The organism is Pseudooceanicola marinus (assembly GCF_002786295.1).
In the GTDB taxonomy this organism is placed as follows: domain Bacteria; phylum Pseudomonadota; class Alphaproteobacteria; order Rhodobacterales; family Rhodobacteraceae; genus Pseudooceanicola; species Pseudooceanicola marinus.
Map to the genome: position 1 here is coordinate 135,772 of NZ_PGTC01000015.1, position 25,375 is coordinate 161,146.

General features: G+C 68.7%; 24 protein-coding genes. 9 read left to right on the forward strand and 15 right to left on the reverse strand.

What is annotated here, in order from left to right:
• Positions 1-156: 156 nt before the first annotated feature.
• The gene (locus tag CVM50_RS09890; protein ID WP_085889147.1) at positions 157-1,614 is read right to left on the reverse strand and encodes a lytic murein transglycosylase; all 1,458 of its coding nucleotides are present in this window, start codon (positions 1,612-1,614) and stop codon (positions 157-159) included.
• A gap of 135 nt (positions 1,615-1,749) precedes the next feature.
• Positions 1,750-4,056 (reverse strand): ribonuclease R, encoded by a 2,307-nt coding sequence (rnr, locus tag CVM50_RS09895; protein WP_085889146.1) that lies wholly within the window; start codon positions 4,054-4,056, stop codon positions 1,750-1,752.
• Between the two features lie 124 nt (positions 4,057-4,180).
• Here rnr and CVM50_RS09900 point away from each other — a divergent pair, with 124 nt between their 5' ends.
• Positions 4,181-4,954: a sulfite exporter TauE/SafE family protein gene (locus tag CVM50_RS09900; RefSeq protein WP_085889145.1), complete on the forward strand. Its 774-nt coding sequence runs from the start codon at positions 4,181-4,183 to the stop codon at positions 4,952-4,954.
• Here the strand turns inward: CVM50_RS09900 and CVM50_RS09905 are convergent.
• From CVM50_RS09905 to dapE, 3 genes are all read right to left on the reverse strand, one after another.
• A complete protein-coding gene (locus CVM50_RS09905) occupies positions 4,951-5,922 on the reverse strand; it encodes a ketopantoate reductase family protein (protein WP_157792167.1) in 972 nt (323 codons plus the stop codon). The two genes, CVM50_RS09900 and CVM50_RS09905, sit on opposite strands and share 4 nt — an antisense overlap.
• Positions 5,923-6,031: 109 nt before the next feature.
• Positions 6,032-6,454, reverse strand: coding sequence for a GNAT family N-acetyltransferase (locus CVM50_RS09910; RefSeq protein WP_198431885.1), 423 nt, complete (start codon positions 6,452-6,454; stop codon positions 6,032-6,034).
• Positions 6,454-7,617, reverse strand: a complete 1,164-nt coding sequence (dapE, locus tag CVM50_RS09915; protein ID WP_085889142.1) for a succinyl-diaminopimelate desuccinylase — start codon at positions 7,615-7,617, stop codon at positions 6,454-6,456. The genes CVM50_RS09910 and dapE overlap by 1 nt, the downstream gene beginning before the upstream one ends.
• A 318-nt stretch (positions 7,618-7,935) precedes the next feature.
• Between dapE and CVM50_RS09920 the strand changes: the two genes are divergently transcribed.
• Positions 7,936-9,042 (forward strand): Hint domain-containing protein, encoded by a 1,107-nt coding sequence (locus CVM50_RS09920; protein ID WP_085889141.1) that lies wholly within the window; start codon positions 7,936-7,938, stop codon positions 9,040-9,042.
• A gap of 74 nt (positions 9,043-9,116) precedes the next feature.
• On the opposite strand, the gene CVM50_RS09925 is transcribed toward CVM50_RS09920, so the two are convergent.
• Complete coding sequence (locus tag CVM50_RS09925) at positions 9,117-9,488, reverse strand: hypothetical protein (protein ID WP_085889140.1); 372 nt, start codon at positions 9,486-9,488, stop codon at positions 9,117-9,119.
• 135 nt (positions 9,489-9,623) lie between these two features.
• Between CVM50_RS09925 and CVM50_RS09930 the strand changes: the two genes are divergently transcribed.
• Positions 9,624-10,841 carry a DUF2235 domain-containing protein gene (locus CVM50_RS09930; protein WP_085889139.1) on the forward strand — a complete coding sequence of 406 codons (1,218 nt, stop codon included), beginning with the start codon at positions 9,624-9,626 and terminating at the stop codon, positions 10,839-10,841.
• Positions 10,842-10,910: 69 nt separating this feature from the next.
• Here the strand turns inward: CVM50_RS09930 and CVM50_RS09935 are convergent, their stop codons facing one another.
• Positions 10,911-11,162: a GlsB/YeaQ/YmgE family stress response membrane protein gene (locus tag CVM50_RS09935; protein ID WP_085889138.1), complete on the reverse strand. Its 252-nt coding sequence runs from the start codon at positions 11,160-11,162 to the stop codon at positions 10,911-10,913.
• A 180-nt stretch (positions 11,163-11,342) separates the two neighbouring features.
• Positions 11,343-12,170 (reverse strand): 2,3,4,5-tetrahydropyridine-2,6-dicarboxylate N-succinyltransferase, encoded by an 828-nt coding sequence (gene dapD / locus CVM50_RS09940; RefSeq protein WP_085889137.1) that lies wholly within the window; start codon positions 12,168-12,170, stop codon positions 11,343-11,345.
• Positions 12,171-12,453: 283 nt separating this feature from the next.
• On the opposite strand from dapD, the gene CVM50_RS09945 reads away from it, so the two are divergent.
• Positions 12,454-13,353: an LOG family protein gene (locus tag CVM50_RS09945; protein ID WP_085889136.1), complete on the forward strand. Its 900-nt coding sequence runs from the start codon at positions 12,454-12,456 to the stop codon at positions 13,351-13,353.
• Complete coding sequence (locus CVM50_RS09950; protein WP_085889135.1) at positions 13,350-14,534, forward strand: MFS transporter; 1,185 nt, start codon at positions 13,350-13,352, stop codon at positions 14,532-14,534. The genes CVM50_RS09945 and CVM50_RS09950 overlap by 4 nt, the downstream gene beginning before the upstream one ends.
• On the opposite strand, the gene arsJ is transcribed toward CVM50_RS09950, so the two are convergent.
• From arsJ to CVM50_RS09980, 6 genes are all read right to left on the reverse strand, one after another.
• Positions 14,531-15,799: an organoarsenical effux MFS transporter ArsJ gene (gene arsJ, locus CVM50_RS09955; protein WP_085889134.1), complete on the reverse strand. Its 1,269-nt coding sequence runs from the start codon at positions 15,797-15,799 to the stop codon at positions 14,531-14,533. The genes CVM50_RS09950 and arsJ overlap by 4 nt on opposite strands.
• Complete coding sequence (locus tag CVM50_RS09960) at positions 15,796-16,794, reverse strand: ArsJ-associated glyceraldehyde-3-phosphate dehydrogenase (RefSeq protein ID WP_085889133.1); 999 nt, start codon at positions 16,792-16,794, stop codon at positions 15,796-15,798. Before CVM50_RS09960 ends, arsJ begins: the two co-directional genes overlap by 4 nt.
• Complete coding sequence (locus CVM50_RS09965; RefSeq protein ID WP_085889132.1) at positions 16,791-17,627, reverse strand: arsenate reductase/protein-tyrosine-phosphatase family protein; 837 nt, start codon at positions 17,625-17,627, stop codon at positions 16,791-16,793. The genes CVM50_RS09960 and CVM50_RS09965 overlap by 4 nt, the downstream gene beginning before the upstream one ends.
• A gap of 108 nt (positions 17,628-17,735) precedes the next feature.
• Entirely contained in the window at positions 17,736-18,029 is a 294-nt protein-coding gene (locus CVM50_RS09970; RefSeq protein ID WP_085889131.1) for a hypothetical protein, read from the reverse strand.
• Positions 18,030-18,221: 192 nt separating this feature from the next.
• Positions 18,222-18,872, reverse strand: a complete 651-nt coding sequence (locus tag CVM50_RS09975; protein ID WP_085889130.1) for a ChrR family anti-sigma-E factor — start codon at positions 18,870-18,872, stop codon at positions 18,222-18,224.
• The gene (locus CVM50_RS09980; RefSeq protein WP_306372317.1) at positions 18,869-19,429 is read right to left on the reverse strand and encodes a sigma-70 family RNA polymerase sigma factor; all 561 of its coding nucleotides are present in this window, start codon (positions 19,427-19,429) and stop codon (positions 18,869-18,871) included. The genes CVM50_RS09975 and CVM50_RS09980 overlap by 4 nt, the downstream gene beginning before the upstream one ends.
• Before the next feature lie 242 nt (positions 19,430-19,671).
• Here CVM50_RS09980 and CVM50_RS09985 point away from each other — a divergent pair, with 242 nt between their 5' ends.
• The 4 genes from CVM50_RS09985 (at position 19,672) to CVM50_RS10000 (ending at position 23,985) form a co-directional block, all read left to right on the forward strand.
• On the forward strand, positions 19,672-20,979 hold the full coding sequence (locus CVM50_RS09985) for an NAD(P)/FAD-dependent oxidoreductase (protein WP_085889128.1): 1,308 nt from the start codon (positions 19,672-19,674) through the stop codon (positions 20,977-20,979).
• Positions 20,976-21,746, forward strand: coding sequence for a DUF1365 domain-containing protein (locus CVM50_RS09990; RefSeq protein WP_085889127.1), 771 nt, complete (start codon positions 20,976-20,978; stop codon positions 21,744-21,746). The genes CVM50_RS09985 and CVM50_RS09990 overlap by 4 nt, the downstream gene beginning before the upstream one ends.
• Before the next feature lies 1 nt (position 21,747).
• Entirely contained in the window at positions 21,748-22,953 is a 1,206-nt protein-coding gene (locus tag CVM50_RS09995; RefSeq protein WP_085889126.1) for an SAM-dependent methyltransferase, read from the forward strand.
• A gap of 255 nt (positions 22,954-23,208) precedes the next feature.
• Positions 23,209-23,985: an SDR family NAD(P)-dependent oxidoreductase gene (locus CVM50_RS10000; RefSeq protein WP_085889125.1), complete on the forward strand. Its 777-nt coding sequence runs from the start codon at positions 23,209-23,211 to the stop codon at positions 23,983-23,985.
• A gap of 102 nt (positions 23,986-24,087) precedes the next feature.
• On the opposite strand, the gene CVM50_RS10005 is transcribed toward CVM50_RS10000, so the two are convergent.
• Entirely contained in the window at positions 24,088-25,245 is a 1,158-nt protein-coding gene (locus CVM50_RS10005) for an amidohydrolase (protein ID WP_085889124.1), read from the reverse strand.
• Between the last annotated feature and the right edge of the window lie 130 nt (positions 25,246-25,375).

Consider the following 25,375-nt stretch of genomic DNA (forward strand, 5'->3'; position numbering starts at 1 on the left):
CCGTGCCGGGTTCAATTCCCCCCGGAGTATTTTCGACGACGTGAAGACAGGGGCGGGGTGCCCGGTGTCCGGTCCGCTGCGACGGCTGGCGGGTGTGCCACGCGCGGCGATCAGGGTGGGGCGCGCCGGGACTTGCGGGCGCGCCCGGATGCTGCGTTAGCGCAGGCGCGACAACAGGGCGACCGAGGGGTGGCCGTCCGGCGTGGCCCCGATGGAGCGCTGGTAGGCGCGGATCGCGGCGGTGGAGCGCGAGCCGAGGATGCCGTCGACGCCCCCGGTGTCATAGCCGCGGCGGGTCAGCAGGCGCTGCAGTTCCACCCGCTCGGACCGTTTCAGCATCCGTTCCCCCTGCGGCCAGGGGCGGGTGATGTCGCCCGCGCCGGCGATCCGGTCGCCGAGGATGCCCACGGCCAGGGCGTAGGTGTCGGCGTTGTTGTAGCGCTTGATCACGTCGAAGTTGTGGAACACCAGGAAGGCCGGCCCGCGGGCGCCGGCCAGCAGCAGCAGCCGGGCATTGCCGTAGTCGCGCAGCTGGCCGCGCGCGGGGCGCACGCCCAGGCGGGCCCAAGCGGAGGGCATCCGTTCCGGCCCGTTGGCCTGGGTGTAGTCGAAATTGGCGGGCAGGGTCACCTCGACCCCCCAGGGCTGGCCGCGCCGCCAGCCGTGTTTCGCCAGGTAGTTGGCCGAGGAGGCCAGCGAATCCGACGGATCGTCCGACCAGATGTCGCGCCGCCCGTCGCCGGTGTGGTCCACCGCGTAGCCGAGGTAGGAGGTGGGCATGAACTGCGTATGGCCCGAGGCCCCGGCCCAGGAGCCCAGCATGTTCTCCGGCTGGCTGTCGCCGTGCTGCACCACTTTCAGCAGCGCGATCAGCTGCGCCTCGTAGAAGGCACCGCGGCGGCCCTCATAGGCCAGGGTCGCCATCGAGGAGATCAGCGGCGTCTTGCCCCGGTAGGAGCCATAGGCCGTTTCCAGCCCCCAGATCGCGGTGATGTACTGCCCCGGCACGCCGTAGCTGCTTTCGATGCTCGAAAGAAGCCGCGTGTTGCGGGAATACTCGCGTCGGCCATTGCGCACGCGGCTGTCGGAGACGGCGCCATCCATGTAGTCGCCGATCGACTTGGTGAACTCGGACTGGTTGCGGTCCTTGGCGATCACCTCGGGCATGAAGCGGGCATTGCGGAAGGCCCGGTCGAAGGTGGCGCCGGTGATGCCTTCGGCCATGGCGCGACGGCGGAAGCCGCTCAGCCAGGCGGTGAAACCGGGGTCGGCGGCGACGGGAGTCGCTTGCGGCGTGGCGGACCGGCTGCCCGAGCTGGCCAGCGCCGAGGGCCGCAGGCGCGGGCGCAGCGAGCTGGCCGAGGCCAGGATCACGCTGGCGCGCGGCGTCGTCTGCGGCTGGGACGCGGGGGCGGCGGCCGGGGCCGCAGCGGGGGTCGCCCGATCAATGACCTGCGCCAGCGAGGCGGCGGTGACCGACCCGGCAATGACCACGGGCCTGGCCTGCGGGCGCAGGGAGGTCTGGGGGGCATCGGCCACCGCAGCGCCGCTCATCGGCGGGGCGAGGGTGGCCGCGAGGGCGGCAAGGGCAAAGGCCTTGGCGGGAACGCGCATGGCTGAAAATCCGACTGCTCTGACATTATTATTAACCCCAGTGTAACCGGAAAACTGCCGTGCCGAAAGCATGGGCTGACGCGAAAGCGGGACCGGCGGGCCGGCGCCGTGCGCGCCGCCCGTCGGTCCGGGGCCTCAGCCGTTGCGCTTGCGGGTCAGCTTGCGCTTGGTCTTGTCGGTCTTGGCCTTGGCGCGGATCAGCTTGCGCTTGGGACTACCCTTGGGCTTCCCCTTGCCCTTGCCGAAGCTTTTGCGCGGGCCGCCGCGCCCCGGGCGCCCGCCACGGGGCCCGGGGGTGACGGCCTCGCCCTCCAGCTCGATCAGCTCCAGCTCCAGCCCGCCGGTGACGGGGGCGGCCTCGGCCAGCTTCACTTTCACGCGCATGCCCGGCTCCACCAGCATCCCCGATTGCGAGCCCATCAGGGTCATCGCCTCGCGGTCGAAGTGGAAGAACTCCTGCCCCAGGGACCGGATCGGGATCAGCCCGTCGGCGCCGGTCTCATCCAGCCGCACGAAGGCGCCGAAACGGGCCACGCCGGAAACGCGGCCCTCGAACTCCTGCCCGATGCGTTCGGACAGGTAGGCGGCCAGGTAGCGATCCGTCGTGTCGCGTTCCGCCATCATCGAGCGGCGCTCGGTCTCCGAGATATGGGTGGCGGTCTGCTCCAGGTTCTCGATGTCCTGGGCCGTCAGCCCGTCCTTGCCCCAGTGGTGGGCATTGACCAGCGCGCGGTGCACCACGAGGTCGGAATAGCGCCGGATGGGCGAGGTGAAATGGGCGTAGTTCTGCAGGGCCAGGCCGAAGTGGCCGAAGTTCACCGGCGCGTAATAGGCCTGCATCATCGAGCGCAGGGTGGCCATGTTGATCAGCTCTGCCTGATCCGTGCCCGCCGCCTGGTCCAGCAACCGGTTGATATGGGCGGTCTTCAGGACCTGCCCCTTGGCCAGGCCGAACCCGGCGGCATCCGCCGTCTCGCGCAGGGCGTTCAGCTTCTCGGGGCTGGGTTCCTCGTGCACGCGGAACAGCAGCGGCGAGTTCTTCGCGATCAACGTCTCGGCGGCGGCCACATTGGCCAGCACCATGAATTCCTCGATCAGCTTGTGCGCGTCCAGCCGGTCGCGGAAGTTGACCGACAGCACCTCGCCCTCGTCCGACAGCACGATCTTGCGCTCCGGCAGGTCGAGGTTCAGCGGCTGGCGTGCCTCGCGCGCGGCCTTCAGCGCGGCATAGGCCTCGTAAAGCGGCTTGATCACCGTCTCCAGCAGCGGTGCGGTCTTGTCGTTCGGCGCCCCGTCCATGGCGGCCTGCACGTCCTCGTAGGCCAGCGAGGCGGCGGAGCGCATCAGGGCGCGGTGGAAGGTATGGCGCAACTTCTTGCCATGCCGGTCCAGAACCATGCGCACGGCGATACAGGCGCGCGGGACGCCTTCGTGCAGCGAACACAGGTCGCCCGACAGCCGGTCGGGCAGCATCGGTACCACGCGGTCGGGGAAATAGCTGGAATTGCCGCGTTTCTTCGCCTCGCGGTCCAGGGCGGAGCCGGGGGTGACGTAATGGGCGACATCGGCGATGGCGACCCACAGGATATGGCCGCCGGGGTTCTTCGGATCGTCGTCCGCCTCGGCATAGCAGGCGTCGTCGTGGTCGCGGGCATCGCTGGGGTCGATGGTGACCAGGGGCAGCTCGCGCAGGTCTTCGCGCCCGGACAGGCCGGCGGGCTTCTTGGCATCCGCCTCGGCGATCACCTCGTCGGGGAAGGCATCGGGGATGCCGTGCTGGTGGATGGCGATCAGCGAGACGGCGCGCGGCGCGGTGGGATCGCCCAGGCGGGCGACGATGCGGGCCTTGGGCAGGCCCATGCGCGCCTTCGGCCCGGCCTGTTCGCCCTCGACCAGCTCGCCGTCCTTGGCGCCGTGGGTGGCGCCGGCGGACACCATCCATTCCTTGTCGTTGCCCTTGTCGATCGGCACGATGCGCCCGCCTTCGGAGCCCATTCGGAAGACGCCCAGGATGCGGGTCGGGTTGGTGCCGATCTTGCGGATCAGCCGGGCCTCGTAGGCGTTCTCGCCCTCGATCGGCGTCAGCCGTCCCAGGATCCGGTCGCCGGCGCCAAGCGCGGGGTCGGAGGCGCGCAGGATCAGGTGGACGGCGGGTTCCACCCCTTCGCCATGCCATTCCAGTGGCCGCGCCGTCAGGTCGCCATCGGCATCGGGCGCATTGACCAGCAGCACCGAGACGGGCGGCAGCCGGTCCGGGTCGCGATAGGTCTTCTTGCGCTTTTCCAGCACGCCTTCGTCCTCAAGCTCCTTCAGGATGCGCTTGAGGTCGATCCGGGCGGCGCCCTTGATGCCGAAGGCCTTGGCGATGTCGCGTTTGGCCGTGAGGGTGGGGTTGGCAGCGATCCAGTCGAGGATCTCTTGCTTCGTCGGTAGCTGGGACATGGGCCAGCCCTAGCACGCGGCGCGGGCGGGGTCATCGGGAAAAGGGGCAGGGCAGGACGCTTGACCTTTCCCCGCCGGCGGCCTTTTCTGGCCGGCGTTTCACCTGCCCGGAAGGCCCCCGCCGATGCTGCCCGATCTTGCCGTCCTGCCCGACCTCGCGGCCGTTCTCGTCACCCTGGCGGCCGCCGGGATGATCGCCTTCGTCAAGGGCGCCTTCGGCGGCGGCTTCGCCCTGATCGGCATCCCGCTGATGTCGCTGGCGATGGACCCGCTGACGGCGGGCGTGGTGCTGGCCCCGCTTTTCCTGACGATGGATCTCTTCGGGCTGCGCTACTGGTCCCCCTCCACCTGGAGCCGGCAGGACGCCAGCTGGCTGGTGCCCGGGGTACTAGCGGGCACCCTGCTGGGCACGGTCCTGCTGGGGGTCCTGCCGGAACCGGCGGTGGCGATCCTGGTGGGCGGCATCGCGCTGATCTTCACCGGGCTGTGGCTGCGCGGGGGCCGCAGGACAGGGCACCGCGGCTTCAGCGCGCCGGGGGCGCTGTTGTCAGGGCTGGGGTGCGGCACCACCTCGATGGTGGCCCATGCGGGCGGCCCGCCGCTGGCCATGTACATGCTGCCGCGCGACCTGCCGACGCGGCTCTACGCCGGCACCACCTCCATCGTCTTCACCGCGGCCAACCTGTTCAAGCTGGTGCCCTGGATGCTGGTGGCGCCCCCGGGCGCGTCCGAGCTGATCCTGATGGCCGCCGCCGTGCCGGTGATCCCGCTGGCGCTGTGGCTTGGCCACCGGCTGCATGGCCGGATGGACGCCCGCCGCCTCTACGCGATCTGCTACGCCCTGGTGGCGCTGGCGGCGGTGAAGCTGCTCTGGGACGGCATCACTGGTCTGGGCTAGGCTAGGCTTTCGTCCAGCAGCCGGGTCAGGCCATAGACGCCGGCCATGGCGGGCACGGGCATGTCCAGCTTCCCGGCTAGTTCCACCAGCGCCCCCAGGATCGGGTCGATCTCCAGCCGCCGCCCGGCCTCGACATCCTGCAACATCGAGGTGCGGATCGGGCCCAGCTTCCGCGTCGTCGCAATGCGCTCCTCCATGTCGTCGAAGCCCGGCAGGCTGATGCGCGCGCCCAGATCGGCCATTTCGCGCATCATCGACAGGGTCAGGGCGCGCACGCCCGGATCGGCCAGCATGGCGGCGGTATCGGCGCGCGACAGGGCCGACAGCGGGTTCATGTTGGAATTGCCCCAGAGCTTGGTCCAGACCTCGCGCCGGATCTCGCCGGTCTCCTCCGCCGGGATGCCCCCCTTGCGGAAGACCTCCGCCAGCGCGGAGATGCGCGCGGTGGGACCGTCCGGCGTGATTTGGCCCAGCAACAGCTTGTTGGCCTTCACCAGTTCCACCTGCCCCGGTGCGGGCGTGCGCGAGGCCGCATGCACCACGTTGCCGACGATCCGCTCCGCCGGAATGGCCCGGGCCAGCGCCCCACCGGGGTCCACGGCATCCAGGACCATCCCCTCGACCGGGCCGCCGAAATCCTGCAGGAACCAGAAGGGCAGCCCGTTCACCGCCGGCATCACCAGGGTCTCGCGACCCATGGCGGTCTCGATCGCGGGCAGCAGACCGGGCAACGCATGGGCCTTCACCCCCAGCACCAGCAGATCGGCCCCCGCCAGATCCGCCGGATCCTCGGTGACCGTGATGGCCACCCGCTGCGGTCCCGCGCCCTCGTCCAGCAACAGCCCCTCGGCCCGCAGCGCGGTCAGCGTCGCGCCCCGCGCCAGCACGACGGCCTCCGCGCCCCCGCGCACCAGACCCGCCGTCAGCCAGCCGCCGATGGCTCCGCATCCGATCACCGCAACTTTCATGCTCTTTCTCCCTGCGCTTGCCGCCTGGCGCGGCCCTGCTCTCATCCGACAGACAAAAATACTCCGGGGGAGTCGCCCATGGGGCGACGGGGGCAGCGCCCCCTTCCCCTCAGGCCTTCAGCCGCAGCTCCATCTCCCGATGCGGCACGCCGCCGTCGTCATACTCCGGGCCGAAGGCTACGAACCCCAGGCCCTCGTAGAACCCCATGACCCGCACCTGAGCGCCCAGCGTGATCCGGGTGTGTCCCTGCGCCGCCAGCCGCTCGATGCCGGCGCGCACCAGCGCCGCGCCCAGGCCGGTACCGCGCTGCGCCTTCACCACGCAGATCCGTCCGATCCGCCCCGCCCCGTCCTCTTCCAGCAGACGGGCGGTGCCGACGGGCGTGCCGTCCAGCGTTGCCAGAAGATGCTCGGCGCTGGCATCCAGGTCGTCCCATTCCTCCTCGGCCGTGAAGCCTTGTTCGGCCATGAAAACCTCTTCGCGCAGGGCGAAACAGGGGGCGGGGTCGGTGACGGGGGCAATCCGCAGCATCACGCGAAATAGTCCTTCAGAACCCGCGCATAGACCGCCTTCAGCTGCGGGATCTGTTCCACGGGCACGTTTTCGTCCACCTGGTGCATGGTCTCGCCCACCAGGCCGAACTCGACCACCGGGCACAGATCCTTGACGAAGCGCGCGTCCGAGGTGCCTCCCGTGGTCGACAGCTCCGGCGTCACGCCGGTCTCGGCCTCCACGGCCTTGGCCACCAGCGCCGACAACTCGCCCGGGGGCGTCAGGAAGGCCTCGCCGGAGATCTTGATGCGCGGTTCGATCAGGATGTCGAACTGGCGCGACACGTCCTGCGCCTCGCGGCGCAGCCATTGGCTCAGGCTTTCGCCGGTGTGGATGTCGTTGAAGCGGATGTTGACGGCGGCGCGGCACTGGGCGGGGATGACGTTGGTGGCGTCGTTGCCGGTGTCGAACTGCACCACGGCCAGGGTCGACGGGTCGAAATGGTCGGTCCCCTGGTCCAACTCGTGGCTGGCCAGCCGGTCGACCAGCCGCGCCATGGCGGGCAGGGGGTTCTTTGCACGATGCGGATAGGCGGAATGACCCTGCTTGCCGGTGGCGGTGAACCAGGCGGTCATTGACCCGCGCCGCCCGATCTTGATCATCTCGCCCATGGTGGTGGGGCAGGTCGGCTCGCCCACCAGGCAATGGGTCATGCTCTCGCCGTTGGCCGCCATCCAGTCCAGCAGGGCGATGGTGCCATCGGTCGAGTCGCCTTCCTCGTCGCCGGTGATCGCCAGCACCACCGCGCCGTCCTCGGGCGGGGTCTGTGTGACGAAGTCGATGGCGGCGGCGGCGAAACAGGCCACGCCCGATTTCATGTCGGTGGCGCCGCGTCCGTACATGCGGCCGTCGCGGATCTCTGCACCGAAGGGATCGGCGGTCCAGGCGGCGGCGTCGCCCACGGGCACCACGTCGGTATGCCCGTTGAAACCGAAGGTGCGGGCCGCCCCCTTCTCCCCCCAGCGGGCAAAGAGGTTGGCGATGCCATTGCGGTCGGCGCGGAAACAGGTGAAGCCCGCGGCCTCCAGCCGCTCCTGCAGCAGGACCAGCGCACCGCCCTCTTCCGGCGTGACGGAGGGGCAGCGGATCAGCTCGGCGGTCAGGGCAACGGGATCGGTGGGCGCGGAGGTGTCGGCGGGCATGGGGAACTCCTTTTCTGGGCGAATGGCTAGCGGGTTTCGCGCCTGTTGCAAAGGGTGGGGCCGGGACGGCCCCCGGAGAGGCGTGAGACGGCCCGAAACCGGAGCGACGGGCCATATCTGCCCGGTGAAATGCAGTTTGCCACCATATGATCTTTACCTGACGGCCAAGGAATGCGATTTTACCTGCAAGAGCGCGCAGAGAGACGCGCCGGGCGAGGCGCCATGACAGGGCAGACGATCTTTCTTTCCAGCACGGCGCGGGGATCTGCGCGGCGGTCCGCACGTCGGGCCATGTCTGCATTCGGGCGGGGCTGAGCCATGGGCTGGGTCGCCGTTTCCTGCCCCGGCGTGGGGGCCATCGCGGCCAGCGGGTCGGACACGCCAGCCGGGCGGGGCACCGGAACGTTGCTGCGCAGCGCAGGCCCGGCGGAGCTGATGGGCCAGGGCTCGATCCTGCTGGAGGCGCAGATCACCGCGACCCGGGTGCTGAACCCGCTTCTCGACATTCCTTTCCGCCACCCCGTCGCCGGGCGGCTGACCCTCAGCCAGGTGCCCGGCGGGGCGTTGAGCCTCGTGCTCGAACGGGGCAGCAAGGTGCGCCAGTGCAGCCTGACGCTGGACAGTGGCGAGCGGCCCGAACGGATCCGCGCGATGCTGTCCTGGGAAAGCCGGTCCGGCGTGGCGCGGCTGGTGGTGGAGCGGCCCGAACGGGACGTGGCGCCGCTGGCCACGGGTTTTGCCGATCCCGTCGCGCTGCCCTTCCAGGCGCTGACCGAGGCGGCGCTTTACCCCGAGCTGGAGATGCTGGGCGCGGGCGTCGATTTCCTGGCCGTGTCGGACGGGATCGAACCGATCGGGCCGATGCCGGGGCTGCAGGGCGACACGCTGATCGACACGCCCGAGGGGCGCCGCGCGGTTCGCGAACTGCGCCGCGGCGACTTGGTGCTGATCGAGGGTGAGGGCGCCGTGCCCGTGTTGGCCGCGGTGCGCCGCACCCTGCCGGCGCGCGGCCTGTTCCGTCCGGTGCAGCTGTTCGCCCCCCATTTCGGTCTGACCCGTGACGTGGTTGTGGCTGCGGGCCAGCGGCTGGTGACCGGGGGGGAGGAGGTTCGCTACCTCTTCCACAGCGACAGCGTGCTGGTCGCGGCGCAGCATTCGGTGACCGACCGGACCGGCGCCTGGGCCGAGACGGGTCCGCTGGTCACGATGCACCAGCTGCTGCTGCCGGATCAGCAGGTGCTGGGGGTTTGCGGGGCCCAGATGGAAAGCCTGCACGTGGGGCGTCTGCGCCGATCGGCCGCCCTGGTCGAGGCCAGCCTGCTGGCGGGCTACCAACGCTCACGCCTGCCGCACCAGCCGGGCCATGCCCGACCCGTCCTGCGCGACTACGAGGCGAAGATCCTGGCCAACCACCGCGCGGCCTGAGCGGCGCGGGCCGTCAGGCAGGTGAAGCCATCATTCGAAGCTGTGGGATTTGCGGCGCGCCGTAGGCGCGCGCCTTAGTTCGGGCGGTCTGCGCTGCCCTGTTCATCGCCGAAGAAGGGCGTCATCTGGGCGACGATGACGGAGTTTTCCTCCGCCGCGCGGGCCATCAGATCGCGCTCTTCCTGCTCGACCTCGTGACCCATCTCGATGCGGTCGTCCAGCGTGCCGTAGCCGGTCACGTCCAACGGTGCCAGGTCGGCCTGTTTCAGGATCGCCACGGTCTCGCGCACCGCCTCGGCCTCGTCCACGCCGGAGGCATAGCACATCAGCGCCGCACCGGTGCTGCCCTCGGGCAGGCCGTCGCCGTCATGGCGGCCGACCTCGACCAGCAGGGTGTAGACCTGTTGCCGTTTCGGGGCCTTCTTGTCCTTGCCGTCCTTGGCCATCTCGCGCTCCTCGCTGATGCGCAGGGCCGTGCCAGAAAGGGCGCGCCGAGTAAAGGGGGGCTTTCGCGACTCGCCTCCGCAGCGGCCCGGCGCTAGGGTCGAGGCATACGCGATGGTATCGGGAAGGGCGCGGGCATGGCCAAGGACATCGTGATCCTGCTGGACGGGACATCGAACGAGATCGGGCGCAAGCGAACGAATGTCCTGCGCCTTTACGGGTGCCTCAAGAGCGACGAGGCGCAGCTGGTCTACTACGACCCCGGGGTCGGGACGCTGGAGGCCCAGAACGCCTGGTCCCGGCTGCGGCGGCGCACCGCCGAGATCTGGGGCATGGCCACCGGCAGCGGCATGGATCGCAACGTGAAGGAGGCCTACCGTTTTCTCTGCGCCAACTACGAGCACGGGGAGGGTGGCGAGGACGCGGACCGGATCTGGCTAATGGGGTTCTCGCGGGGCGCCTACACGGCGCGGGTGCTGGCGGGGTTCCTGCATGCCTTCGGCGTGCTGCGGCCCGAACAGATGAACCTGCTGGACTATGCCTATCGCGCCTACAAGGGCATCGGAGAGGGCGCCGGGGCGAGGGAAGACGCGGATGCCGAGGCGGCCTTCGCCGAGATCCGTCTGCATGATCGAGCCTTGCGCCCGCAGAAGGTGGCTGTGGCCGGTCTGGCCCTGATGGACACCGTGGCCAGCGTGATTGAATGGGGGCGGCGCGGCATCCGGCTGAAGCATCACGCCTATACGGCCAACAACCCGTCCGTCCGATTCCTGCGTCATGCCGTGGCCATAGACGAGCGCCGCTCGATGTATCGGGCTGCGCTGTGGGGGCCGGATCGCGAGGTGCGCAAACCCTTTGCCAAACCCGGCAGCGGAGAGCCGCAGGATGCCAAGGAGGTCTGGTTCGCCGGTGTCCATGGCGACGTGGGCGGTGGCTACGAGGAGGCGCGTAGCCAGCTGGGCAAGATCCCCCTGGCCTGGCTCATCGAGGAGACGCAGGCCGCGGGGCTGCGCTACAAGACCCGCAGCGTGAACCGCCTGGTCCTTGGGGCGACCGAGGGGGACAAATACGTCGCTCCGGACCCGACCGCCGATCAGAACGTCTCGCTGACCTGGGGCTGGTGGCCGCTGGAGCTCTGGCCGTCCCTCGATCGCGGGGCGCCGGGGCGCCGCTTCCTCGGGCTGAACTGGCCCCTCGGGGCCTATCGGCACATACCGGAGGGCGCAACGATCCATCCCAGTGTCGCGACGCGCCTGCAGGCTCGGCCCGACTATCGGCCCCCGAACCTGGCGGGCCACCTGCCGCAGCCTGCCGACGAAGACGACCGCGACACCAACGCAAAAAGGGCGGAGTAGCCCCGCCCTTCACGCATCTTGCATTCTCTTGCCCCTGTCGGCTCTTTGCCCTGTCAGCTCTTGGCCCTGTCAGGCCCGGCGCAGGCCGCGCACGATGGCGATCAGCAGGCAGGCGCCCAGCACGGCCACGATCATCTGGCCGATGATGCCGTAAAGCGTGGCGCCGACAATGGCGGTCAGAAGGAAATTGCCCACCACGGCGCCGATGATGCCCATCACGATGTTCATCAGAAGCCCCATGCTGGAGTTCATGATCTTCTCCGCGATCCAGCCCGCCAGGGCGCCGAGGATGATTGCCAGAAACCAGCCGATGCCGACCATGTGTTCTCTCCTGTCCGTGTCTGTGCCCGCGTGGGGCCCGTTTCGATGACAACGTGGATCAAGGCGTTGCGGTTCCCTGAGGCCACACCCTTTGGCCCGTGTGGGCGCAGCCACGAAAAAGGCCCGCCTCCCCGGGGAGACGGGCCGATCCGTGGCGCCGCGTCAGCGGGCGAGGCGCGATCAGTCGCGCAGCAGCTCGTTCACGCCGGTCTTGGAGCGGGTGCGTTCATCCACGCGCTTCACGATGACGGCGCAGTAGAGGTTCACGCCGTTCTTCGACGGCATGGTGCCCGCGACGACGACGGAATAGGGCGGCACTTCGCCGTAGGAGACTTCGCCGGTTTCGCGGTCGACGATCTTGGTGGACTGTCCGAGGTAGACGCCCATGCCCAGCACCGAGCCTTCGCGCACGATCACGCCTTCGGCCACTTCGGAGCGTGCCCCGATGAAGCAGTTGTCCTCGATGATGACGGGACCTGCCTGCAGCGGTTCCAGCACGCCGCCGATGCCCGCGCCGCCCGAGATGTGGCAGTTCTTGCCGATCTGTGCGCAGCTGCCGACGGTGGCCCAGGTGTCGACCATGGTGCCGCTGTCGACATAGGCGCCCAGGTTCACGAAGGAGGGCATCAGCACGGTGCCCGGCGCGATGAAGGCGGATTTGCGCACGACGCAGTTGGGCACGGCGCGGAAGCCCGCGTCCTTCCATTCCTTCTCGCCCCAGCCGAAGAACTTGCTGTCGACCTTGTCCCACCAGGTGGAGCCCTGCGGGCCGCCGGCGTGGGGTTCCATGTCCTTGATGCGGAAGCCCAGCAGGACGGCCTTCTTGGCCCACTGGTTGACGTGCCAGTTGCCGTCTTCGCCCTTCTCGGCGACGCGCAGCTTGCCGCTGTCCAGCGCGTTCAGCGTGGCTTCGATCGCCTCGCGGGTTTCGCCTTCGGTGGCGGGGGTGATCTGGTCGCGCGCCTCCCAGGCGGCTTCGATGGCAGCTTCGAGCTGGGCGTTGGACATGGTCTTCCTCCGGGAACGTCAGGCGATGAATTCGGTCCAGCGCGGTATAAGCGCTTGCCGCCCGCACCGCAATTGCATGCAGCGACACCTTGGGGCTCTTTGGCGAAGGAAGTACCCCGGCGCCCGGCCGGGCGGGACGTCCCGGCGGCGCAGGGTGCCGAGGGTTGCGCCACCGTTGCAGGCAGATCCGCCCTTGCCCGCCACTTGCCCGATGATCCGACCATCCCCCATGGCGCCCGGGCGCGGCCTGCGCTAGGCAGGTCGGGTCATTGAAGGAAAGACCATGAGCCACGACAGCCGCCATTCCCGTTTCCGCGACGCCCATGACGACAAGACGACCGCCCGCTATGTCGAACAGACGCCGCAGACCATGTCGCCCAGCTACCGGCTGGCCTATGCGGACGAGGAATTCCTGCTGCGCGACGAGATGCGTTCGGTCCGGCTGCAGCTGGAGCTGATGAAGCCCGAGCTGGCGCTGGACGAGGCGGGGATCAACTCCACCGTGGTGCTGTTCGGCGGCGCGCGCATCCGGGCGCCCGGGGTGGTGCCCGAAGGGCATCCGATGGCGAAGTTGGCCACCTATTACACCCAGGCGGAGCGGCTGGCGGCGCTGGTGACGAAGAAGTCGCTGGACGCGGGCGGCACCGACTGGGTGGTCTGCACCGGGGGCGGCCCCGGCGTGATGGAGGCGGGCAACAAGGGCGCCCATGAGGCCGGGGGGCGCTCCGTCGGCCTGTCCATCGTGCTGCCGCACGAACAGGTGCCCAACCGCTATGTCACGCCCGAGCTGACCTTCAACTTCCACTATTTCGCTGTGCGCAAGATGCATTTCCTGATGCGCGCCCGCGCCGTCTGCGTCTTCCCCGGCGGCTTCGGCACGCTGGATGAGACCTTCGAGGCGCTGACCCTGATCCAGACCGGCCGGATGGAGCGCCAGCCGGTGCTGTTCTTCGGCCGCAGCTTCTGGGAAGGGGTCATCAACTTCGAGAAGCTGGTGGAGGCGGGCACCATTTCGCCTGAGGACCTCGACCTCTTCCGCTTCGTAGAAACCGCCGAGGAAGCGCTGGAGGCGATCGAGAGCTGGGAAGGTGCCGGCACCAAGCGCAGCGAGATCCCGGGCCGCAAGGACCTGGGTGATCCGACGGAAGAGGGTGGCCCCGAGGACGAAGGCGGCGCCGCGTGATCACCTGGCTGCGCGTCGTCCTGCTGTTCTGCGCGGGCATGGGGGCCGCGGCGCAATTCGGCAAGGTTTCGGTTCTGTTCCATGCCTGGGAAGGGGTGTACCCGCAGGGGGGCGCGGCGCTCGGCTTCCTGGTGTCGCTGGTGTCGCTGATGGGGGTCCTTCTGGGCCTGCTGGTCGGCATGGTGGTCACGCGCGTCGGCTTTCGCCGCACGCTGATCTGGGCGCTGGTGGCGGGCGCGGTGATCTCCGGGCTGGAGATGCTGTTGCCGCCGCTGCCGGTGATGCTGGTGCTGCGGGCGCTGGAAGGTCTGCCGCACCTGGCCATCGTCGTCGCCGCGCCGACCCTGCTGGCGGAGATCACCGACGACCGTTCGCGCCCCATGGCGATGACGCTCTGGGGGACCTACTTCGGCGTGACCTTCGCGATCTATGCCGCCGTCGGCCCCTGGATGCTGGGCGTGGGCGGGGTGCAGCTGGTGCTGGCCACGCATGGCGGCTTCCTGCTGGTCATGGCCGCGCTTCTCTGGGCGCTGCTGCCCGATGATCGCGCCGTTCCCGATGGCGAGGTGGCCCACCCGGGCGAACGGCTGGGCCTGCGGATGATCCTGGATCGCCACGCCACCGCCTATTCCTCGCCCTTCATCGCGGCGTCGGGCGTGGCCTGGCTGTTCTACGCCATCAACTTCGTCGCGCTGATGACGGTGCTGCCGACTTTCCTGCCCGAGGCCACGCGGGAGATGCAGATGACGCTCCTGCCGCTCGTGGGCATCGTCTCGGCCCTGACGTTGGGCGCGCTGGCGCTGAAGCTGTTCCGCGCGGTGCCGGTGGCCATCGCGGGCTACATCATGGCCGCGGCCTCGGTCGTGCTGCTGGTGCTGGCGCCGGGCGTGGTCTGGGTGCCGGCGGTGCTGTTCATCGCCATGGGCTTCATGCAGAGCGGCGGTTTCGCCTCCGTGCCCCAGATCAACGCCGATCCGGCGGACCGGGCGCTGGCCAACGGGGTGCTGGCGCAGATGGGCAACGTGGGCAACCTCAGCGGGACGCCGATCCTGCTGGCGATGACCGGGGCCTTCGATTTCGCCGGGCTGGTGGTGTTTTCCGTCCTGTTCTACGGGCTGGGCGCGCTGGTGCATATCCTGGCCGCGCGGATGCGGGCCGGTCGGGTGCTGGGCGCGGCCTAGGCCGGCTGCGCCTGCGCCCCGGCGTCCAGCCGCCCGGCGCCGACCCGCGACAGCAGCAGCAACAGCGCCGCCACGCCGAGGCAGGCGGGCAGCCCGCCCAGCTGGTAGCTGAGCCCCGACAGCAGCGTGCCCAAGAGGCGCCCGGCGGCATTGGCCATGTAGTAGAACCCCACGTCCATCGTCACCCGCTCACCGCTGGTGAAGGCCAGGATCAGGTAGCTGTGCAGCGAGGAGTTCACGGCGAAGACCGCGCCGAAGACCAGCAGCCCCGCCACCAGTGTCACCGTCAGCCAAGGCGCCGGATCGCCGGCCGCCGCCACCAGCGCCGCCAGAAGCGCCGGGATCGCCACCAGGGCGCCGACCCAGCCCCGCGCGGCGCGGATCAGCTCGCCCTCGGGGCGGCTGGCGGCGCGCAGCAGCCTCGGCGCGGAGGCCTGTACGGCGCCGTAGAGGATCGTCCAGACCGCCATGAAGGTGCCGATGGTGAAGAAGGCCGCGCGGTTCCCTGCCTCCGACCCGTCCGACAGCACGGCATAGAAGTAGATCGGGATGCCGACGACGAACCACACGTCGCGCGCGCCGAACAGGAAGACGCGGGCGAAGGACAGCCAGTTGACGTTGGCATCCTTGGAAAAGACCTCGGCGAACTTGGTGCCCTTGCGGCCCTGCGGCAGGCCTGCGGGCATGAAGCAGGCGACGGCCAGCAGGATCACCGCCAGCACGCCCGCCATGGCCCAGACCGAGGCGACGAAGCCCAGGAGGCCCAGCAGGGCCGCGCCCAGAAGGAACCCCAGCCCCTTCACCGCGTTCTTCGAGCCCGTCAGCACCGCGACCCAGCGAAAGAGCCCGCCATTGCCCTTGGGCGCCAGCAGCTTCACCGCTGATTTCGACGACATCTTCGCCAGGTCCTTGGCCACGCCCGAGGCCCCCTGCACCGCCATCACGAAGGCGACGGACCCCCAGAGGGTCCAGCCCGGATCCAGCTGCGCCAGCGCCACCAGCGCCGCGACCTGAATGCCAAGACCCGCGTAGAGCGTCTTGGTCAGGCCAAACCGCGCGGCGATCCAGCCGGCTGAGAGGTTGGTGATGATGCCTGCCAGTTCATAGAGCAGGAACAGGTAGGCCAGCTGCACCGGCGAGAAGCCCAGCGTGTGAAAGTGCAGCAGCACCAGCATCCGCAGGGCGCCGTCGGACAGCATGAAGGCCCAATAGGCGGCCGTGACCGCGACATAGGCCGCAAGGCCATCGGGACGTGTCGCGGTCACAGCCTGTCCCCAACCATGCGCGCCACGTCCACTAGACGGTTCGCGTAGCCCCACTCGTTATCGTACCAGGCGTAGATCTTCACCTGGGTGCCATTCACAACCATGGTCGACGGCGCGTCGATGATGGACGAGCGCGCATCGTTGAGGAAATCGGAAGAGACCAGCGGCCGCGTCTCATAGCCCAGGATGCCCGCCAGCGGCCCTTCGGCGGCGGCCTGCAGCAGGGCGTTGACCTCTTCCACGGTGGTCTCGCGCTCAACCTCGAAGACGCAGTCGGTCAGCGAGGCGTTCAGCAGCGGGATGCGCACCGCGTGGCCGTTCAGGCGGCCGGTCAGCTCGGGGAAGATCTGCGTGATCGCCTTGGCCGAGCCGGTGGTCGTCGGGATCATCGAATTCAGCGCCGAGCGCGCCCGGCGCAGATCCTTGGCCGGCCTGTCGACCATGGTCTGGGTGTTGGTCACGTCGTGGATCGTGGTGATCGAGCCGTGGCGGATGCCTAAGGCTTCGTGGATGACCTTCACCACCGGCGCCAGACAGTTGGTGGTGCAACTGGCGGCGGTGACGATGCGGTGCTGTGCCGGGTCGTAGTCGTGATCGTTCACGCCGTAGACGATGTTCGCCGTGGGGCCATCCTTGACGGGGGCCGAGACGACGACCTTTTTCACACCGGCCTCGAAATAGGGGGCGATCTTCGCCTCTGTCTTGAAGACGCCTGTGCAGTCGATGACCACGTCCACGGCCTCCAGCGGCAGATCCGCGATGTCGCGGGCGCCGACGAAGGGCAGGCGGGTGCCGTCGATGGTCACGCTGTCCGTGTCATGGGCGAAGGTCGCGGGCCAGCGGCCATGCACGCTGTCGAACTCCAGCAGATGCGCGTGCATCTCCGGATCGCCCAGGGCGTCGTTGATCCAGGCGATCTGGGCGCCGCTTTCCAGCAGGGGGCGCAGGGCGAGCTTTCCCATCCGGCCGAGGCCGTTCAGAGCATAGGTGGTCATGCGGCGGGTTCCTTGTCGGTGAGGGCCAGGTCGTCGACGGCGCGTTGCAGCGAGATCCGGTCGAGGCTGTCCATCGGCAGGGCGGCGAAGCCGTGCAGGCGGTTCTGCAGGATCCCGAAGGCCTGCTGGAAGGCGAGCGCCCGTTCGGCGTCCGATCCCATGGCCTTGGCCGGGTCGGGCAGGCCCCAGTGGGCGCTGATCGGCTGGCCGTCCCAGGCCGGGCATTCCTCGTTCGCGGCCTGGTCGCAGACGGTGAAGACGAAATCCATCACCGGCGCGTCAGGCCCCTGGAATTCATCCATGTTCTTCGACCGCAGCGGCGCGGTGTCGAACCCTTTGTCCTGCAGCAGGCGCAGGGCGAAGGGGTTGGGCTGGCCCGCGGGCGCGGTGCCGGCGGAATAGACGTTGAACCGGTCCCCCGCGATGTCGCGCAGCAGCGCCTCGGCAAAGAGGGAGCGGGCGGAATTGGCGGTGCAGATGAACAGCACGTTCAGCTTGCGATCAGCCATGTCGAAAGGTCCCCCGGTGGCGCCGGTCAGGCAGGTTTCGGGCCGGCTGCGGCAGCAATCGGCAAAGAGGTAGTCGAGCAGGTCATTGGCCGCCGACATGCCCGCGCGGTAGCGCAGCGAGGTGCCCTCGCGTTCCTGCTCGATCAGCCCGTTGACGCGCAGCGAGGAGAGGTAGACCGACAGGGTCGAGGGTTTCAGCCCGGTCGCCTCGGCGATTTCACCAGCGGGCACGGCCTGGGGGTAGCGCCGCATCAGCAGGCGCCAGACCCGCAGGCGTTGCGGGTGGCCAAGAATGGCAAGTGTATCGGCAGCATCCATTTCCATATTTCATGAAATACGGAAATATGTGGCCGCGCGCAACGATTCCTTTGCGGCGGGCGGGAACGGCATGCTGGGGGTCTGTCTGGGGACAGTGCCTGTCCGCGCAGGCGCCTAGGCGTTCTTTCGGCTGTCCTCGGGATCGGCGTCCTCCGCCTCTCCGGGATCATCCGCCGTGCTGTTGATTTCGGGGTCGTTATAATCGTTGGGATCGAAATCCCCGGGGTCAAACCCGTCTTCGCCCTCTTCGATGCCGGTCACATGGGTCGTTCCCGTTTCCTCGTTGTAGACCAGCCCGTAGTTGGCACGCCCTTCCGACTTGTACCGCCGGAACTCGTGGAAGGCGGCATAGAGAAAGGCGAGGGCGAAGGGCAGAAGGAGGACGGCGGCGATGACCTGGGCTTGCATTCAAACTCCGTTGTCGTGGCCCCGGACCATTCCGGGACGCGGGCGGGGTGTCCGGCGGACCGGAGACCGCGAAGTCTCACAGACGCAGCCCCCACTGTCCAGTGGACAGGCAGAGTATCGCCGAGCGTGGCAACAAGGGATGGCGGGAAAACGGCCTGATTTGTTCGCGCAGCGACGCCGGCGCAGGCCGGGTCAGATCCGCAGGAAGGGCTGCGCCAGGCGGGGCAGCAGAGAGCGGAACCGCAGCCGGGCGTCCGTGGCCGCCAGGCAGATGCAGGCCGCGCCCGCATCGGCAATGGGCGTATGCTCCAGGCTTTCGTCCGCCACCTCCACATCGCCGGGGCCGAAATGGCCGGTCTCGTCATGGAAGGCGCCCTGCAGCACCATGGTCAGTTCGGTGCCGCCGTGGCCGTGATCGGGCACCGCCTGGCCGCCGGGAATGTAGAGCAGCCGGACGGAGCTCTTGCCGTCTTCCGCCAGGATCTGCTGGCGCACGCCGCCGCCGGCGGCGCGCCAGCGAGGCGGGCCGTGGTGCAGCGCCTCGGCCACCGGGCCGGGGTAGATGCCCATGCGGGCCGGGGGCGTGCGGGCCGCACCATCGGCCTCCACCGGGGCGTCCAGTTGCGCCAGGGTGCGTTCCAGCAGGTCGCCTTCCAGTGGCGCGGCGGGGGCGGCGGTTTCCATCAGGGTGCCGCCCAGCATCTCATGGGTTTCCAGTGCGGCGCGGCAGGCGTCGCACATCGACACATGGGCCGCGACGATCATCTCGAAGGTCGCGGGCAGACGGCCGGCGGCATAGGCGGCCAGCATTTCGTCCGGGATATGATGCGCGATCTTGGTCATTCGCGTCGTAGGTCCTTCAACTCGTGGCGCAGGCGTTCCAGTCCCAGCCGGATGCGCGACTTGATCGTCCCGAGCGGCAGCCCGGTCTCTTCGCGGATCTCGCCGTGGGTCAGGTCGCCCAGGTAGGCGCGCGAGATCACCTCGCGCTGATCCGGGGTCAGTCGGGCCAGGGCGGCGCGCAGTTCACCGGCTTCCTGGGCCAGGCCCAGGATCGCGCCCGGGTCGGCCTCGGGCGGGGTTTCCGTCTCGACCTCCTCGGGCAGGGGGCGCCCGGCCTTGCGGGCCAGGTCGACCTGGCGGTTCCGGGCGATGCGGTAGACCCAGCCGGACACCTGGGCCCGTGCCGGATCGAACTGATGCGCCTTGTGCCAGACCGCCAGCATGACGTCCTGCACCACATCCTCGGCCGCCGCCGCGCCCATGCCGGAACGCATCAGCATGCCCTTCACGCGGGGCGCGAAGTGAGCGAAGAGCCGGGCGAAGGCCGCCCGGTCCCGATTGTCACGCACGGCCAGCATCCAGCTCGTCTGCTCCGTTAGGTCCTGGTCTTGATCCAACTGCGGCCTTTCGTTCCGGCGAGGCGGCCGCGCCATCAGGGCGGGCCGTTGCCGGTCGAGTGTCGCAGGCATCGGATCTTGGTTCAACATGGACAGGATACGCGGGCGCAGGCAGGTCGGATCACAGACGGGCGAAAAAATCCTGCGAAAAACTGGCGCCGCATGTGAACCGATCCGGCGGGCCGCCCGTAGTCTTCATGAAACACGCCGGAAAAACTGTTCGGCGACAGCCAGGAGCGCCCATGTCCTTCGATGCCCTTTCCAATCGCCCGCAGCGGATCGCCGTGATCGGTGGCGGCATATCGGGCATGGCGGCGGCCTGGCGGCTGGCGCCGCAGCACCGGGTGACCCTGTTCGAGGCCGCACCCCGCCTGGGCGGCCACGCGCGCACGGTGATCGCCGGCAAGCGGGGCGATCAGCCGGTGGATACCGGTTTCATCGTCTTCAATTACGCCAACTATCCGCATCTGACCGCGATGTTCCGCGACCTCGACGTGCCGGTGGAACGCTCCGACATGTCCTTCGGCGCCACGATCGACAATGGCCGCGTGGAATACGGGCTGCAGACGCCGGCCGCCCTGATCGGCCAGCGGCGCAACCTGGCGCGGCCCGGCTTCGCCGCGATGGTGCGCGATATCCTGCGGTTCAACGCCCGGGCCGAGGCTGTCGTGGCCGCCCATCCCGAGATGTCGATGGGCGATCTGATGCGCCACCTGCGCCTGGGGTCCTGGTTCCGCGATTATTACCTGAAGCCCATCTCGGGCGCGATCTGGTCCACCGCCCCCGACCGGATCGAGGATTTCCCAGCCGCCGCGCTTGTCCGCTTCTTCCGCAACCACGCGCTGCTGTCGACGACCGGCCAGCACCAGTGGTGGACCGTGTCCGGCGGGTCGGTGGAATACGTCCGCCGTCTGGAGGCCTCGATAATCGCACGCGGCGTCACGATCCGCACGGGCGCACCGGTGCAGGCGGTCCGCCGGGACGGCCCGGTGCCGCAGGTCCTGACCCCGGGGCAGGAGCCCGAGGCCTTCGACCAGGTGATCCTGGCCTGCCATTCGGACGAAGCGCTGGTGCTGCTGGCGCAGCCCAGCGAGGAAGAACAGGCGGCGCTCACCGCCGTGCGCTACCAGGACAACCACGCGGTGCTGCATTGCGACGCGGCGCAGATGCCGCGCCGCCGTGCCTGCTGGTCCTCCTGGGTCTACAAGGCCGACACCCGCCAGCGGCAACAGGCCATCGGCGTGACCTACTGGATGAACAAACTGCAGAACATCGACGAGAGCGATCCGCTTTTCGTCTCGCTCAACCCGGTGGTGCCGGTGCGTGAGGAGGCGATCTACGACGAGAAGACCTTCCGCCACCCGGTTTTCGATGCCGCCGCCCTGGAGGCGCAAAACCGCATAGGGTTGATCCAGGGGCAGAACGCCACCTGGTACGCCGGTGCCTGGCTGCGCCATGGTTTCCACGAGGACGGCTTTGCCAGCGCCATGCGCGTGGTGCGGGCGCTGGATCCGCTGCCCGAACCCGCCGGCCGTCAGGCGGTGGCATGACCCGCTGGCCCGAACACATCCCCGGCACCACCGTTCATGCCTGCAAGGGCAGCGCCGAACACAGCTTCCGCTACGGGGTGGATTACGTGCTGATCGATCCCGACAGCCAGGCCGGCCCACGCCTGTTTGCCCGCAATGCCCGTGGCTTCGCCGCCGTTCAGGACCGTGACCATGGTGGGCCGCGCGGCGATGGCGAGGGGGCGCCATGGGCGCGCCGCGTGCTGGCGGCGCAGGGGTTGGACATGAACCGGGTCGACCAGTTGCTGTTGCTGACCCAGCCGTCCTTCCTCGGCATGGTCTTCAACCCCGTGTCCTTCTGGATGGCCTTCGAGACCCGCGAGGGCCGCCCCGCCCTGATTGCCGTCATCGCCGAGGTGAACAACACCTTCGGCGATCGCCACAGCTACCTCTGTGCCAAGCCGGGATTCGCGGAAATCGAGAAGACCGACACTGTCCATACGACCAAAGTCTTTCACGTTTCCCCCTTTCGCGAAATCGCCGGGCACTATAGCTTCCGGTTTCACATGGGAGAGGAGAGGGTTTCGATCCTTATCCTCCACGGCGAAGAGGGAGGGGAGACCCTGTTCGCCACCTTGGCCGGGCCCCGTCGTAGGTTGACGTCCTGGGGGCTGCTTCGCGCAGCTCTCAGACGACCCTTTGGCGGGGCCCGCGTTCTTTCCCTGATCTACTGGCAGGCATTGCGTCTGAAGCTGAAAGGGGCAAACTACCGTACCCGCCCAGAGCCCCCGACCGAGGAGATCACCTGACATGCCCCTGATTACGTCCCGCGTGAAACGTGACTTCCTGGCCAGCTGCGAGGAGATCGAGACAGGCCGCCTGACCGTCATCACCCCGGAGGGCGAGACCCACCATTTCGGGCGCGAGGGCATCGAGGCAGAGTTCCGGATCAACGACTGGGCCGCCGTCACCGCGGCGCTGGCACGCGGCGACGTGGGCCTGGGGGAGGCCTATGTGGCCGGTCTCTGGGACACGCCGTCGATCGAGGCGCTGACCGCGCTGGCGCTGCAGAACCTCGACCAGTTCGGCCGGTACGCCTATGCCGGGCCTTGGCAGGCGCTGAAGTTCCGCGCGGTGGACCGCATCCTGCGGGCCAATTCCAAAAGCGGCGCATCGAAGAACATCCAGGCGCATTATGATGTGGGAAACGAGTTCTTCCAGCTTTGGCTGGACCCGTCGATGACCTATTCCTCGGCTCTCTTCGCCCCGGGGGACGACGACCTGCAACGCGCCCAGTACCGCAAGTATGACCGGATCCTGGAAAAGGTGGGCGGTGGCGAGCGGCTGTTGGAGGTGGGGTGTGGCTGGGGCGGCTTTGCGGAACGCGCCGCCGAACAGGGGCGGCACGTGACCGGGCTGACCATCTCTCCGGCGCAGAAGGGCTATGCGGATGCGCGGCTCGATGGCCGGGCCGATATCCAGCTGCGCGACTACCGCGACAGTGACGGCACCTTCGACGGCATCGTGTCGATCGAGATGATCGAGGCCGTGGGCGAACGCTACTGGCCGACCTTCTTCGAGACGCTGAAGGCGCGGCTGTCCGAGGGCGGGCGGGCCGTTGTGCAGGCGATCACTGTCTCCGATCATTACTTCCCGACCTATCGGCAGGGGTCTGACTACATCCGCCAGCACGCCTTCCCGGGGGGCATGCTGCTGTCCGAAGGGCAGATCCGCGAGGCCGCCGCCCGCGCCGGGTTGCAGCTGCGCAACTCCTTCGCCTTCGGGCCGGACTACGCCCGCACCTGCCGCACCTGGCTGGAACGGATGGATGCCGAGGCCGGGCGGATCGCCCGCCTGGGGTATGGCGAGGCCTTCCTGCGCAGCTGGCGCTATTACCTCGGCATCTGTGCCGGGTCGTTCGAGGTGGGGCAGACCCAGGTCCTGCAAGTGGAGCTGGCCCATGCCGGAGCCGCCGCGACGACAGGGGCCGGACTGTCCAGGCAAAACGTGGCCTGAGCGCCGGGACCGGTATCTTATGCGCATCAGCCCGGTGTGAAACCCGCGCGCAGTGGCGCCAGTTTGCCCTGTGCGCCCGGTCCTGTGCCTTCCTTGAGCGGAAAATTGCCGATACCCCCCTGAAAAGGGGGGATTTACGGATGGAATTGATTAGCTTGCTGAAACTCCTTTCCGGCCCCCGGAGTTGGTTTGGTTGAGACCCTTTGCGTGATCGCGCGTGAGGCTGTTTTAAAGATTGAAGAAGGAAAGCTGTCGATGCCGTCACGCCCCGTCAAGGACAAGACCTATTGGATCGTCGGTGCCAGCGAGGGGCTGGGGCGCGAAGTGGCTCGTGAGATGCACCGCCTGGGCGCGAAGCTGATCCTGTCCGCCCGCGGCGAGGAACGTCTGCAGGCCCTGGCCGAGGAACTGCCGGGCAGCGAGGTCCTGCCGCTGGATGTCACCGACCGCGACGCCATCCAGGAGGCCGCCCTGAAGGCCCGCCACGCGGACGGGGTGATTTATTCCGTCGGCCTTTATGATCCGATGAGCGCGCAGGAGTGGGACGCGACGGTGGCCGAGTCCATCGCCGAGGCGAACTTCATGGGCGCGCTGCGGCTGCTGGGTCAGGTCGTGCCGGGCTGGGTGCAGCGGAACTCGGGCCATGTCGTCCTGATCGGATCGCTTGCCGGATTCAGCGGCCTGCCCGGTGCCATCGGCTATGGCGCCAGCAAGGCGGCGCTTCGGCATCTGGGGGAGGATATGTACCTGGACCTGCAGGGCACTGGCGTCGATGTGCAGGTGGCCAACCCCGGCTTCATCCGCACCCGGCTGACCGAGAAGAACGATTTCACGATGCCGCAGATCATGGAGCCGAAAGAGGCCGCGCGCCACGTCATGGTCCTGATCCGCAATCCCGCCAAGCGGGAGGTCAGCTTCCCGCGGCCTTTCGCCTGGGTGTTCACCAAGCTGAGCCGTTGCCTGCCGTTCGGCCTCTACGCGCGCATCGTCGCGCCGGGGCGCTCTGCAGAGGCGCCGACCGCGGCCGAATAGACCGCGATTTCAGACAGAGGCGGGCGTGAAACGCGCCCGCGGCCGATTTGGCTGCTATCTAGTAGTAGCGGACGTGAGATGCGCCCGCGGCCGATCTGGCCGCTATCTAGTAGTAACGGGCGCGAGACGCGCCCGCGCGATGGCCGCGTAGAGCTGCGCGCCATGCAGCAGCGCCTTATCATTGAAATCATAGTTGGCCGCGTGCAGCGGGGCCGATGCGGTGCCGTTGCCCAGAAAGGCGAAGCAGCCGGGCACATGCGCCAGGAAGCGGGCGAAATCCTCTGACGCGCTGATCGGGGCACTGTCCGCCGCGACATGGGTCGAGACCGCGCCGGCCGCTTCGGCAAAGGCGCGGGTGGCATCTGCATCATTGATCGTGGCGACGAATTCACGCCCATAGCGCACGTCGACCGACAGGCCGAATTGCAGGGCGGTGCCCTCCGCGATGCGGCGCATCTCCGCCTCGATTCGGGCGGAGACTTCGGGGCGGAAACTGCGGGCGTCGCCCAGGATGCGGGCCTGCCCCGGAAGGGCGTTGCGGGTGCCATCTGTCACGATCTCGGTCACCGAAACCACCGCTGTCTCCGCCGGATCGAGGCGGCGCGCGACGATGTTCTGCAGGGCCAACACCAGCTGGCAGGCGGGCACCATCACCTCGGCCCCCAGGTGCGGGGCGGAGGCATGGCCGCCCTGACCCTGCAGGGTGATCTCGAAGACATCTTCGGCGGCCATGATCGGCCCTGCCCGGGTGGCGAAATGGCCGATGGGCAGGCCTGGCGTGTTGTGCAGCCCGTAGACCTCATCGAAGGGAAAGCGGGTCAGCAGCCCGTCATCCAGCATCGCCTGCGCCCCGCGCCCCCATTCTTCCGCCGGCTGGAAGAGGAACTGAACCGTGCCCTCCAGGCCCTCCTGCGCCGCCAGCAGATGCGCGGCGCCCAGGAGCATTGCCGTGTGCCCGTCGTGGCCGCAGGCGTGCATCAGGCCCTCCCGGGTGGAGGCATAGGGCGCGCCCGTCGCCTCGGTGATGCGCAGGGCGTCCATGTCGGCGCGCAGCGCGATGGCGCGGTTCGACGCGCCCCGGCGCAGGGTGCCCACGACGCCCGTGCCGCCGACACCCTCGGCCACCTCCAGCCCCAGGGCGCGCAGTTCCTCGGCGACCAGCCGGGCGGTGCGCTGCTCCTCGAAGCCAAACTCGGGATGGGCGTGCAGGTCGTGACGCCAGGCGCGCATACGGCGGTCGAGGGCGGCGAGATCGGTCATGTCGGTCGGGCTCCGGTCGTCTGAGGCTTGTGGGCAGGATAGCGGGGAAATTTGCGGTGTGGGCTTATCATTTATGGCGGATTGTGAGAAATTCGGTCACTCATGTACCGAAATGTGAAGGAAAATGGTC